This window comes from Streptomyces liliifuscus (genome assembly GCF_016598615.1).
In the GTDB taxonomy this organism is placed as follows: Bacteria; Actinomycetota; Actinomycetes; order Streptomycetales; family Streptomycetaceae; genus Streptomyces; species Streptomyces liliifuscus.
Window position 1 is genome coordinate 5,227,237 of record NZ_CP066831.1, and the last position, 11,903, is coordinate 5,239,139.

Below are 11,903 nucleotides of genomic sequence, written 5' to 3' on the forward strand. Positions count from 1 at the left end.
CTTCCCGGCGTCGGCGGCAGACGGAATTACGTTGGGGGCACGCAACCCCGTGTGCGACACTGTTCGCACACAACAGCTTGGTCCTGTGGAGCAGTTTGGAGTGCTCGCCACCCTGTCAAGGTGGAGGCCGCGGGTTCAAATCCCGTCAGGACCGCTGAGATTCCTCGTGAATCTCTCGGCTGGGTAGCTCAGTTGGTACGAGCGACCGCCTGAAAAGCGGTAGGTCGCCGGTTCGACCCCGGCCCCAGCCACAGCACAGGCCCCGATCCCCGGATCGGGGCCTTGTTGTATGCCCTCGTTGTAGGCCCGCACAAAAGCGTTCGCCCCTCGTTTCCCCGAGGTGAGATCCTGGAGGGCGTATGTCAACGACTCCTGCCCCCGCCTTCGGCGCCATCGCCCCCCGCCTGACCGAGCTGTCCCTGCGCGACGCGCAGCGGCTCGGGCGCAGGCTCGAAGGCGCGCGCAAGGTCCGTAAGCCCGAGGCCCGGGCCGCCGTCCTCGCCGAGATCGAGGCGGAGGTCGCCAAGGGCGAGACCCGGATGGCCGAGCGCCGCTCCCGCGTGCCCGCGATCACCTATCCCGAGCAGCTCCCGGTCAGTCAGAAGAAGGACGACATCGCGGCCGCCATCCGCGATCACCAGGTCGTCATCGTCGCCGGCGAGACCGGTTCCGGTAAGACCACCCAGATCCCCAAGATCTGTATGGAGCTCGGCCGCGGCGTCCGCGGCATGATCGGGCACACCCAGCCCCGCCGTATCGCCGCCCGGACCGTCGCCGAGCGCGTGGCGGACGAGCTAGACGTCACGCTGGGCGAGGCCGTCGGCTGGAAGGTGCGCTTCACCGACCAGGTCAACCCGGACGGCACCTTCGTCAAGCTGATGACGGACGGCATCCTGCTCGCCGAGATCCAGACGGACCGCGAGCTGTACGCGTACGACACGATCATCATCGACGAGGCCCACGAGCGGTCCCTCAACATCGACTTCCTGCTGGGCTACCTCGCCCAGCTGCTGCCCAGGCGCCCCGACCTCAAGGTCGTCATCACCTCCGCGACCATCGACCCCGAGCGCTTCTCCCGGCACTTCGGGGACGCCCCGATCATCGAGGTCAGCGGCCGTACGTATCCGGTCGAGGTGCGCTACCGCCCTCTCCTCGAAGAGGACGGCGACGACTCCGACCGCGACCAGATCACCGCGATCTGCGACGCCGTCGAGGAACTCCAGGGGGAAGGCAAGGGCGACATCCTCGTCTTCCTCTCGGGTGAGCGGGAGATCCGCGACACCGCGGACGCGATCACGAAGAGGAACTACCGCTTCACCGAGGTACTTCCCCTGTACGCCCGCCTCTCGCACGCCGAGCAGAACAGGGTCTTCCAGCAGCACACCGGCCGCAGGATCGTTCTGGCGACCAACGTCGCCGAGACCTCTCTCACCGTGCCGGGCATCAAGTACGTGATCGACCCGGGCACCGCCCGTATCTCCAGATACAGCCACCGCACAAAGGTCCAGCGCCTTCCGATCGAGCCGGTCTCGCAGGCCAGCGCCAACCAGCGCAAGGGCCGCTGCGGCCGGACCAGCGACGGCATCTGCATCCGCCTCTACTCCGAGGACGACTTCCTCGCCCGCCCGGAGTTCACCGACGCCGAGATCCTCCGTACGAACCTGGCGTCCGTCATCCTCCAGATGACCGCGGCCGGGCTCGGGGACATCGAGAAGTTCCCGTTCATCGACCCGCCGGACCACCGCAACATCCGCGACGGCGTCCAACTCCTCCAGGAACTGGGCGCGTTGGACCCCGCCCAGAAGGACGCCCGCAAGCGGCTAACCGAGCGGGGCCGCAAGCTCGCCCAGCTGCCCGTGGACCCGCGGCTGGCCCGGATGGTCCTGGAGGCCGACAAGAACGGCTGTGTGCGCGAGGTCATGGTGATCGCCGCCGCGCTCTCCATCCAGGACCCGCGCGAGCGCCCGGCAGACAAGCAGACACAGGCCGACCAGCAGCACGCCCGCTTCAAGGACGAGACGTCCGACTTCCTGGCGTACCTCAACCTCTGGCGGTACGTGCGCGAGCAGCAGAAGGAGCGCGGCTCGTCGTCCTTCCGCCGGATGTGCAAGCAGGAGTACCTGAACTTCCTGCGGATCCGCGAGTGGCAGGACATCTACACGCAGCTGCGGACCGTCGCCAAGCAGATGGGCATCCATCTGAACGAGGACGACGCCCCCGAGCAGCAGGTCCATCTCTCCCTCCTCGCCGGCCTGCTGTCCCACATCGGCATGAAGGATGTGAAGGAGACAGGGGGCGAGAGCGGGAGGAACACCGGGAAGAACGAGTATCTGGGCGCCCGGAACGCCAAGTTCGCGATCTTCCCCGGCTCGGCGCTCTTCAAGAAGCCCCCGCGGTTCGTGATGTCCGCCGAGCTCGTCGAGACGTCCCGTCTCTGGGCCCGGGTCAACGCGAAGATCGAGCCCGAGTGGGTCGAGCCCCTCGCGGAACACCTGCTGAAGCGCACGTACAGCGAACCGCACTGGGAGAAGGACCAGGCCGCGGTGATGGCGTACGAGAAGGTCACGCTGTACGGCGTGCCGATCATCGCCCAGCGGAAGGTCAACTACGGGCGGATCGACCCGGAGGCCAGCCGCGAGCTTTTCATTCGCAACGCACTGGTCGAGGGCGACTGGCGTACGCACCACAAGTTCTTCGCGGACAACCGCAAACTCCTCACCGAGGTCGAGGAGTTGGAGCACCGCGCCCGGCGCCGCGACATCCTCGTGGACGACGAGACGCTGTTCGACTTCTACGACCAGCGGGTGCCCGAGCACGTCGTCTCGGGCGCGCACTTCGACTCCTGGTGGAAGCACAAGCGCCATGAGGAGCCCGAGCTGCTCGACTTCGAGCGGTCGATGCTCATCAACGAACGGGCCGGAGATGTCAGCAAGGACGACTACCCGGACACCTGGCGCCAGGGCCCGCTGAAGTTCCGGGTGACCTATCAATTCGAGCCAGGTGCGGACGCGGACGGCGTCACCGTCCACGTCCCGCTCCAGGTGCTGAACCAGGTCACGGACGAGGGCTTCGACTGGCAGATCCCGGGCCTGCGCGAGGAGGTCGTGACGGAGCTGATCCGCTCCCTCCCGAAGCCGATCCGCCGGAACTACGTCCCGGCCCCCAACTTCGCCCAGCGGTTCCTGGACCGGGCGGTGCCCCTGCAGGAGCCGCTGACGACGACGATGGCGCGCGAGCTGAAGCGCATGGTCGGTGTGCCCCTCACGGCCGACGACTTCGACTGGTCCCGGGTCGCCGACCATCTGAGGATCACCTTCCGGATCGTCGACGAGCGGCGGCGCAAGCTGGCCGAGGACAAGGACCTGGAAGCCCTGAAGCTGCGCCTGAAGCCGAAGGCGCGCCAGGCGATCTCGCAGGCCGCGGCGGCGACGGCCGAGCGCGAGGGCGGCGGAGCCATCGAGCGGACGGGCCTCACGGACTGGACCATCGGCTCCCTCACCCGTGTCTTCGAGACGCGTCGGGCCGGCCAGCCGGTGAAGGCGTTCCCGGCCCTGGTCGACGACGGCGACACCGTCTCCGTACGTCTCTTCGACACCGAGGCCGAGCAGCAGCAGGCCATGTGGAAGGGCACGCGGCGGCTCATCCTGCGCAACATCCCGGTGAACCCGGCGAAGTTCGCCTCGGACAAGCTCACGAACGCGCACAAGCTGGCCCTGTCCGCGAACCCGCACGGCTCCGTCCAGGCCCTCTTCGACGACTGCGCGACGGCCGCAGCCGACAAGCTGATCGCCGACTTCGGCGGCCCGGCCTGGGACGAGGAGTCGTACCGCAAGCTGTACGAGAAGGTGCGCGCGGAGATCGTCGACACGACGGTCCGTACGGTCAACCAGGTGCAGCAGGTCCTGGCCGCCTGGCAGGCCTGTGAGCGCCGTCTGAAGGGCGTACGCAGCGCCGTGCTGCTCGCGAACCTCACGGACGTACGCAAGCAGCTGGACGCCCTCGTGAAGCCCGGCTTCGTGACGGGGACGGGTCTGCGGCGGCTGCCGGATCTGATGCGCTATCTGGTGGCCGCGGACCGCCGGCTCCAGCAGATGCCGACGAACGTCCAGCGGGACACGAGTCGTATGGAGAAGGTCCACGAGATGCAGGACGAGTACGCCTGGCTCCTGGAGCAGATGCCTCAGGGGCGTCCCGTGCCCTCGTCGGTCCTGGACATCCGCTGGATGATCGAGGAGCTCCGGGTCAGCTACTTCGCCCACGCGCTGGGCACGGCGTACCCCGTCTCCGACAAGCGCATCGTGAAGGCGATCGACGCCGCTGTCCCGTAACGGCGCCTGCACAGTGGGTGAGTTCGCCCAGGGGGCTCACCCTCCTGTAGAGTCCTGTCTCGCAGCGCAACGCAAGATCCGCACTGCGAAACTTGGTCCTGTGGAGCAGTTTGGAGTGCTCGCCACCCTGTCAAGGTGGAGGCCGCGGGTTCAAATCCCGTCAGGACCGCATCAGATGAGTGGGCCCGCATCCGAAACCGGATGCGGGCCCACTGTCATTCCCACGGCGTCAAGGGCGCCCCTCAGGGGCGCGGGGAACTGCGCGACAAGCCCCCACGGACCGGCACCCGCAACCACACCCCACCACCCAAACCCCACAGGCCCCGCGCAGCACACCGCGGGCTTGACGCCGTCACATTCCCCCAGTACCTAAAAACCAGGGCCCAAGACACCCCACCGCACACCCCACCGGAGGTGACCATGGCGGCGACCGCTCGGCATGAGACGCGCGCCCTGCTCCGCGCCCACCTGTCGGCCGCCTCCGGCTACCGCCATCTGACAAGGCACTGCCCGATCTGCCACAGACTCCTCCGGCTGGCCTCCGAGAGCGCTCCCTACGACCAGGAGAGCCCCGAGACCCCCTACGAGGACGAGACACCCTCCCCGGCGTGAGCGGACCGCACAACGCGCCCCGCACCCCAACTGCCCCTCGGGCGACGCCAGATGCGCATGGCCCCCTCTAGCGCAGAAACGCCATCCACAACAAGGACCATGACGTGTGACGGGTGTCACCGCATAAGTTTTCAAACCCGCGGAACTTACCCCCCACCTACAACTGGTCAATTTAATATGTGCAATTGCACCCAGCTCCGGGGCCACGCACAGCTGATCCGACAGGTCTCCCCAGACTGCGACAAGGCCGCTCACAGACCGGCCCCACACCCTGTGCGTACCCCATGACCAGCACATGACCAAACACCGCCGGGACGCCGTCGGCACACCCACGGCGCACCATCGGCGCAAAAAAAGATCGCGCTGGACCCGGCGGAGTCCAGCGCGATCTACGACGCACCCTTGTTACTTGTGGTTCTCGCTTGGGCGTGGACCCCGTTGGGGCAGGATCCGCGTCGCTTGGAGCTTGGGTTCGGGCAGTCCGACAAGTTAGGGGACCTGCCGAAATGCCCTGCTATGGAGTTGTTGTTCAGACTTCGCTGCGCTGCTGCGGGATGCCCGCGAGCAGGGCACGAACCTCGGCCTCGCGGTAACGGCGATGCCCGCCGAGCGTGCGGATCGAAGTGAGCTTGCCGGCCTTCGCCCACCGCGTAACCGTCTTCGGGTCCACGCGGAACATCGTGGCTACCTCAGCGGGGGTCAGCAGCGGCTCGGCATCAGGGGTGCGAGCGGTCATGAGCGGCCTCCTCGGGAGAACCGAACCTTCTCGGTTCTTTCCTCTAAATTCTGCACCTTGACCCGCGTTGCCCGAAATGGCGGATGCGGGTCGAGTCGGTTATAGGACGAACGGCTTGTCCTCGGCACTACAACTACACCATCTGTCCAGCCGCGTCGGCCAAACCGATGGAATTGCCCTCCCAGGTGTTCATCAGCGACGGAAGCCGATGGACCATGCCATAGCGGACAGTCACGCCGCTGTGACGATCAGTCACAGGGCGATCAGGAGTCAACAGACCCCCCATAGCGTGCAATGCTGAGATTCCACCCATACGTGGGCAGAAGGAGCCCTCCCCGGACTCCTTGTCCTATTTTGGCATGAGGAGGGGCGTTAGACGCAAGGTCCGCGTTAGTGCCGTCCGTCACGCTTACCCCGTACGACCCGGATAGGGACTTACGTCCTGTCAGAACCCGTGACGCACAGGGACCATCAGTCCCACAGGTCGTCTCCCGCCCCGGCGGGCGAACCTCCGACGCCGGTATGCGGACCTCCAGTATGCGGACTCTCCGCTTCAGGGCCACCGGAAGATCTCTCCGGCGACCGCCGCCGCCCTTCGACCCTTCGGCCCCCGGGCGCCTCGGCCTCAGTTCGCCGAGCGACGGTCCCGTACCGAGCGCCACCGCTCCACGAGCCGGCCGTACGCCTCGCCGGCGCCGGGCCCGTCGCCCGTACGCAGCGCCTCGATGCCCTCGGCGACGTCGGCCGCCGAATGGTCGCCGTCGAGCTCCCCGGCGGGCAGGACGTGCACCAGGCCGCCGTAGTCGAGCTCCACCAGGGAGCGCGGGTGGAACTCCTCCAGCCAGCGCCCCACGTCCACCAGGCCGTCGATGAGCGGCCCCTCGTCGAGGGTGTCCCGCAGCGTCCGCAGACCCCGCGCCACCCGCCGCCGGGCCTGCACCATCGGCGTCCGGTAGCGCAGGACGGGCGGGTCCTCCGCCGCCCCCGGGCCGTCCCCGGAGCCGGTGCCCTTGTCGTACTCGCGCTCCTCGTCCGACACCAGCACGAACCAGTTCAGCGGGACCTGCCAGGTCGACGTGCGGATCCAGGGCCGGGCGTCGGGGTTGCGGGTCAGCCAGCGCTCGTAGTCCTGGGTCGCCTGACGGCGTACGACCGCCGGCAGCACCGCGTCCAGGACCGGTGCGGGCAGTTCCTCGGCCAGGTCGCCCAGGGCCTGCCAGCCGCGCAGCCGGGTCCGCCAGGGGCACACGCACAGCACGCCGTCCACGTCCGCGACGAACGCGTCGCCGCTCTCGTGCACCGGCACCGGGATCGGCGGGACGGGCAGCAAGTCGGCCAGCGACCGGCGCAGTTCGTCCTGGTAGGAGGGGCGGTCGGGCCGGCGCGCGTAGCGGGCCCAGTGGCCGCGCTCCGGCTCCGGGAAGGCCGCGAGCGGTTCGTACACGCGCAGATAGGACGCGTACGGGACGATCAACGAGGACACCTTGGGCACGCTTGCTCCCTCCCCCGCCGACCCGACGGAAAACCCGTGAAACCCGCTCACAGGAGTGCGGGAAAACACTGCAAATCGTCCCACGCCCCATCGTGACCGTACTCCGCGAGAGGGTGATCCTGACCACTGCGCGGATGGCGGTCGTGTCCAGGCTCTAATCTCGTGCCACACAGACCTCCGCCACCCGTACGGAGGCCGTCCCAACCGCCGCTTCCTCACTGGGAGTCACCACCGTGACCGATGTAACCGGCGCGCCTGCTGATGTACTGCACACCCTGTTCCACTCGGATCAGGGCGGCCATGAGCAAGTCGTGCTCTGCCAGGACCGAGCCAGTGGCCTCAAGGCCGTCATCGCCATCCACTCGACCGCCCTGGGCCCCGCCCTCGGCGGCACGCGCTTCTACCCGTACGCGAGCGAGGAGGAGGCCGTCGCCGACGCGCTGAACCTCTCCCGCGGGATGTCGTACAAGAACGCCATGGCCGGGCTCGACCACGGCGGCGGCAAGGCCGTGATCATCGGGGATCCCGAACGGATCAAGACCGATGAGCTGCTCCTCGCGTACGGCCGCTTCGTGGCCTCACTCGGCGGCCGTTACGTCACCGCGTGTGACGTCGGTACGTACGTGGCCGACATGGACGTCGTGGCACGCGAGTGCCGCTGGACCACCGGACGCTCCCCCGAGAACGGCGGCGCGGGCGATTCGTCCGTCCTGACGGCCTTCGGTGTCTTCCAGGGCATGCGGGCCTCCGCACAGCACCTGTGGGGCGACCCCTCGCTGCGCGGCCGCAGGGTCGGCGTCGCGGGCGTGGGCAAGGTCGGGCACCACCTGGTGGAGCATCTGCTGGAGGACGGCGCGGAGGTCGTGATCACGGACGTCAGACAGGACTCCGTACGGCGAATTCTGGACAGGCACCCGTCCCCGTCCGGTGTGACGGCCGTCGCGGACACCGACGCGCTCATCCGGGTCGAGGGACTGGACATCTACGCCCCCTGCGCGCTGGGCGGCGCCCTGAACGACGACTCCGTGCCGGTGCTCACCGCGAAGATCGTCTGCGGTGCGGCCAACAACCAGCTGGAGCACGCCGGCGTCGAGAAGGACCTCGCCGACCGCGGGATCCTCTACGCGCCGGACTACGTGGTGAACGCCGGCGGTGTCATCCAGGTCGCCGACGAGCTCCACGGTTTCGACTTCGAGCGGTGCAAGGCGAAGGCCGCGAAGATCTTCGACACCACGCTGGCCATATTCGCACGTGCGAAGGAGGACGGGATTCCGCCGGCCGCCGCGGCCGACCGGATCGCCGAACACCGCATGGCGGAGGCACGCCGCCCCTGAGGTCCGAAGGACCTGTCCGGGGCGTCCGGCGGGTACCCGTCGGCGGGTGTTGGAGAGAACTCTCACGTTCGTCGGCGGGTCGTTCGCCAAGAAGAGGTTAAAATCGCGGTTGACCAGCGGGGACAGGGCACCCCGAGGGTTCTGGGACCAGGCGCGTCCTGCGGGCGACGTACCGTATGGGCGTGGGCTCAGGTACCGTGGAAGCCCTACGGACCGGTCTCTCCACGGAGAGCCCGTTCCAGATCATGAACGCGTGTCAAGACTCTGGGGCCGTCGAGCCCCGTATCCGAGGGGGTCGAGCCATGGGGCGCGGCCGGGCAAAGGCCAAGCAGACGAAGGTCGCCCGCCAGCTGAAGTACAGCAGCGGCGGGACTGACCTCTCGCGTCTGGCCAATGAGCTGGGCGCTTCGACTTCGCAACAGCCGCCGAATGGCGAGCCGTTCGAGGACGACGACGAGGAAGACGACCCGTACGCCCAGTACGCGGATCTCTACAACGACGACGAGGACGAGGACGACGAGTCCGGTCCCACGTCTCAACGCCGCGGCGCTTGACGCTCCAGCTGAGCTTGTCTTTCTAGCTGCGCTTTACCCGGTCCGGAGCGGTTCGCCCTCCGGGCCGGGTTTGCGCTGTTTTTTCGGCTGAGCTGTGCTGCACGGGTGCGGGTGGATCGTGGCTGGTCGCGCAGTTCCACGCGCCCCTGAAAGGGGCGCCCATGTCGGACCGCGCTATTACGCGCCTCAGCTTGCGTAGTCGCCGACCAGTTCTGCTCCTGTGGTGTGGTCGCCGCGGTCGGTGATCTCGCCTGCCACCCACGCCTCCACGCCTCGGTCGGCCAGTGTGGCGAGGGCCACATCTGTGGAGTCCTCCGGGACGATCGCGATCATGCCGACGCCCATGTTGAGGGTCTTTTCCAGCTCCAGGCGGTCGACCTGGCCGGTGGTGCCCACGAGGTCGAAGACGGGGGCCGGGGTCCAGGTGGCGCGGTCGACGATCGCGTGGAGGCCGTCCGGGATCACCCGGGCGAGGTTGGCCGCGAGACCGCCGCCCGTGATGTGCGAGAAGGCGTGTACGTCGGTCGTGCGGGTCAGCGCCAGACAGTCCAGCGAGTAGATCTTGGTGGGCTCCAGGAGCTCCTCGCCGAGCGTGCGGCCGAACTCCGCGACATGCTGGTCGAGCTTCAGCTTCGCGCGGTCGAAGAGGACGTGCCGGACGAGTGAGTACCCGTTCGAGTGAAGGCCTGAGGCCGCCATGGCGATCACCGCGTCACCCGTACGGATGCGATCCGCGCCGAGCAGCCCGTCGGCCTCCACAACGCCCGTACCGGCGCCCGCGACGTCGAAGTCGTCCGGGCCGAGGAGGCCGGGGTGCTCGGCCGTCTCGCCGCCCACCAGGGCGCAGCCGGCGAGGACACAGCCCTCGGCGATGCCCTTCACGATGGCCGCCACGCGCTCCGGGTGGACCTTGCCGACGCAGATGTAGTCGGTCATGAAGAGCGGCTCGGCGCCGCACACCACGATGTCGTCCATGACCATCGCGACGAGGTCGTGGCCGATGGTGTCGTACACGCCGAGCTGACGGGCGAGGTCGACCTTCGTGCCCACGCCGTCCGTGGCGGAGGCGAGCAGCGGGCGCTCGTACCGCTTGAGGGCGGAGGCGTCGAAGAGGCCGGCGAAGCCGCCGAGGCCGCCGAGGACCTCGGGGCGCTGCGTCTTCTTCACCCACTCCTTCATGAGTTCGACGGCGCGGTCGCCCGCTTCGATGTCGACGCCCGCGGCTGCGTAGCTGGCACCAGTTGTCTCAGACATGACGGTGAGAACTTTCGTGTCGTACTGCAGGTGAGCAGGTATTACGGGCTGTCTACGGGCGACGGATCGCGTCGGCCGCGGCCGTGGCGGCGGGCCCGGCGGCCAGCTCGGTCTCCAGGAGCTGCTTGCCGAGCAGCTCGGGGTCCGGGAGCGCCATCGGGTACTCGCCGTCGAAGCAGGCACGGCAGAGGTTCGGCTTGTCGATGGTCGTGGCCTCGATCATGCCGTCGATGGAGATGTACGAGAGGGAGTCGGCGCCCAGCGAGGTGCCGATCTCCTCGATCGTCATGCCGTTGGCGATCAGCTCGGCGCGGGTCGCGAAGTCGATGCCGAAGAAGCAGGGCCACTTCACGGGGGGCGAGGAGATCCGGATGTGGACCTCCGCCGCGCCCGCTTCCCGGAGCATGCGGACCAGCGCGCGCTGAGTGTTGCCGCGCACGATCGAGTCGTCGACGACGACCAGACGCTTGCCCTTGATGACTTCCTTGAGCGGATTCAGCTTCAGCCGGATGCCCAGCTGGCGGATGGTCTGTGAAGGCTGGATGAAGGTGCGGCCCACATACGCGTTCTTCACGAGACCGGCACCGAACGGGATGCCGGAGGCCTCCGCGTAACCGATCGCGGCGGGCGTGCCCGACTCCGGAGTCGCTATGACCAGATCGGCTTCCGCGGGGGCTTCCTTGGCGAGACGGCGGCCCATCTCGACACGGGAGAGATACACGTTCCGGCCGGCGATGTCCGTGTCCGGACGGGCCAGATACACGTACTCGAAGACACAGCCCTTGGGCTTCGCTTCCGCGAATCGGGACGTCCTCAGGCCGTTCTCGTCGATGGCGACGAACTCGCCCGGCTCGATCTCACGGACGTAGGCGGCGCCGCAGATGTCGAGGGCGGCGGACTCGGAGGCGACGACCCAGCCGCGCTCCAGACGGCCGAGGACCAGCGGACGGATGCCCTGCGGGTCGCGGGCCGCGTACAGCGTGTGCTCGTCCATGAAGACGAGCGAGAAGGCGCCCTTGATCTGCGGGAGGACCTTCCCGGAGGCCTCTTCGATGGTCAGCGGCTTGCCGTCGTCGTCGACCTGGGCGGCCAGCAGGGCCGTGAGCAGGTCCGTGTCGTTGGTCGCCGCCACACGCGGGGTGCGGCCCTCCTGCTTGGGCAGGTCGGCGACCATCTCGGCGAGCTCGGCCGTGTTGACCAGGTTGCCGTTGTGGCCGAGCGCGATGGAGCCGTGCGCGGTGGCACGGAAGGTGGGCTGGGCGTTCTCCCAGGTGGACGCGCCGGTGGTCGAGTAGCGGGCGTGACCGACCGCGATATGACCTATGAGCGAACCGAGAGACGCCTCGTCGAAGACCTGGGACACGAGCCCCATGTCCTTGAAGACAAGGATCTGGGAGCCGTTGCTGACCGCGATTCCCGCGGATTCCTGGCCTCGATGCTGGAGGGCGTAGAGCCCGAAGTAAGTGAGCTTGGCGACCTCTTCACCGGGAGCCCAGACTCCGAAGACGCCGCAAGCGTCCTGGGGTCCTTTCTCGCCGGGGAGCAGATCATGACTGAGTCGACCGTCACCACGTGGCACGCCACCGAGTGTAG

The 11,903-nt window shown here is 68.0% G+C and carries 8 protein-coding genes and 3 tRNA genes; 7 read left to right on the forward strand and 4 right to left on the reverse strand.

What is annotated here, in order from left to right; all coding sequences use genetic code 11:
* Window positions 1-79: 79 nt before the first annotated feature.
* From JEQ17_RS22145 to JEQ17_RS22165, 5 genes are all read left to right on the forward strand, one after another.
* Window positions 80-154, forward strand: a tRNA-Asp gene (locus tag JEQ17_RS22145).
* A 23-nt stretch (window positions 155-177) separates the two neighbouring features.
* Window positions 178-251, forward strand: a tRNA-Phe gene (locus JEQ17_RS22150).
* Window positions 252-359: 108 nt separating this feature from the next.
* Window positions 360-4,328 (forward strand): ATP-dependent RNA helicase HrpA, encoded by a 3,969-nt coding sequence (gene hrpA / locus JEQ17_RS22155; RefSeq protein WP_200396846.1) that lies wholly within the window; start codon window positions 360-362, stop codon window positions 4,326-4,328.
* Window positions 4,329-4,422: 94 nt separating this feature from the next.
* Window positions 4,423-4,497, forward strand: a tRNA-Asp gene (locus tag JEQ17_RS22160).
* Between the two features lie 251 nt (window positions 4,498-4,748).
* Window positions 4,749-4,940 (forward strand): DUF6274 family protein, encoded by a 192-nt coding sequence (locus tag JEQ17_RS22165; protein WP_200396847.1) that lies wholly within the window; start codon window positions 4,749-4,751, stop codon window positions 4,938-4,940.
* Between the two features lie 529 nt (window positions 4,941-5,469).
* Here JEQ17_RS22165 and bldC read toward each other — a convergent pair.
* Window positions 5,470-5,676, reverse strand: a complete 207-nt coding sequence (gene bldC / locus JEQ17_RS22170) for a developmental transcriptional regulator BldC (RefSeq protein WP_027749187.1) — start codon at window positions 5,674-5,676, stop codon at window positions 5,470-5,472.
* Between the two features lie 625 nt (window positions 5,677-6,301).
* Window positions 6,302-7,168, reverse strand: coding sequence for a hypothetical protein (locus JEQ17_RS22175; protein WP_200396848.1), 867 nt, complete (start codon window positions 7,166-7,168; stop codon window positions 6,302-6,304).
* A 233-nt stretch (window positions 7,169-7,401) separates the two neighbouring features.
* Between JEQ17_RS22175 and JEQ17_RS22180 the strand changes: the two genes are divergently transcribed.
* Together JEQ17_RS22180 and JEQ17_RS22185 are read left to right on the forward strand one after the other, a co-directional pair.
* Window positions 7,402-8,502, forward strand: coding sequence for a Leu/Phe/Val dehydrogenase (locus tag JEQ17_RS22180; RefSeq protein WP_200396849.1), 1,101 nt, complete (start codon window positions 7,402-7,404; stop codon window positions 8,500-8,502).
* Between the two features lie 302 nt (window positions 8,503-8,804).
* Window positions 8,805-9,056 carry a DUF3073 domain-containing protein gene (locus JEQ17_RS22185; protein ID WP_055613827.1) on the forward strand — a complete coding sequence of 84 codons (252 nt, stop codon included), beginning with the start codon at window positions 8,805-8,807 and terminating at the stop codon, window positions 9,054-9,056.
* Window positions 9,057-9,242: 186 nt separating this feature from the next.
* On the opposite strand, the gene purM is transcribed toward JEQ17_RS22185, so the two are convergent.
* The gene (gene purM / locus JEQ17_RS22190; protein ID WP_200396850.1) at window positions 9,243-10,310 is read right to left on the reverse strand and encodes a phosphoribosylformylglycinamidine cyclo-ligase; all 1,068 of its coding nucleotides are present in this window, start codon (window positions 10,308-10,310) and stop codon (window positions 9,243-9,245) included.
* 52 nt (window positions 10,311-10,362) lie between these two features.
* On the reverse strand, window positions 10,363-11,889 hold the full coding sequence (gene purF / locus JEQ17_RS22195; RefSeq protein ID WP_200396851.1) for an amidophosphoribosyltransferase: 1,527 nt from the start codon (window positions 11,887-11,889) through the stop codon (window positions 10,363-10,365).
* Between the last annotated feature and the right edge of the window lie 14 nt (window positions 11,890-11,903).

What these genes read in the sequence shown, in the direction of transcription:
- hrpA (WP_200396846.1), top strand. Translation starts at nt 360, where the DNA reads ATGTCAACGACTCCTGCCCCCGCCTTCGGCGCCATCGCCCCCCGCCTG.
- JEQ17_RS22165 (WP_200396847.1), top strand. Translation starts at nt 4,749, where the DNA reads ATGGCGGCGACCGCTCGGCATGAGACGCGCGCCCTGCTCCGCGCCCAC.
- bldC (WP_027749187.1), bottom strand. Translation starts at nt 5,676, where the DNA reads ATGACCGCTCGCACCCCTGATGCCGAGCCGCTGCTGACCCCCGCTGAG.
- JEQ17_RS22185 (WP_055613827.1), top strand. Translation starts at nt 8,805, where the DNA reads ATGGGGCGCGGCCGGGCAAAGGCCAAGCAGACGAAGGTCGCCCGCCAG.
- purM (WP_200396850.1), bottom strand. Translation starts at nt 10,310, where the DNA reads ATGTCTGAGACAACTGGTGCCAGCTACGCAGCCGCGGGCGTCGACATC.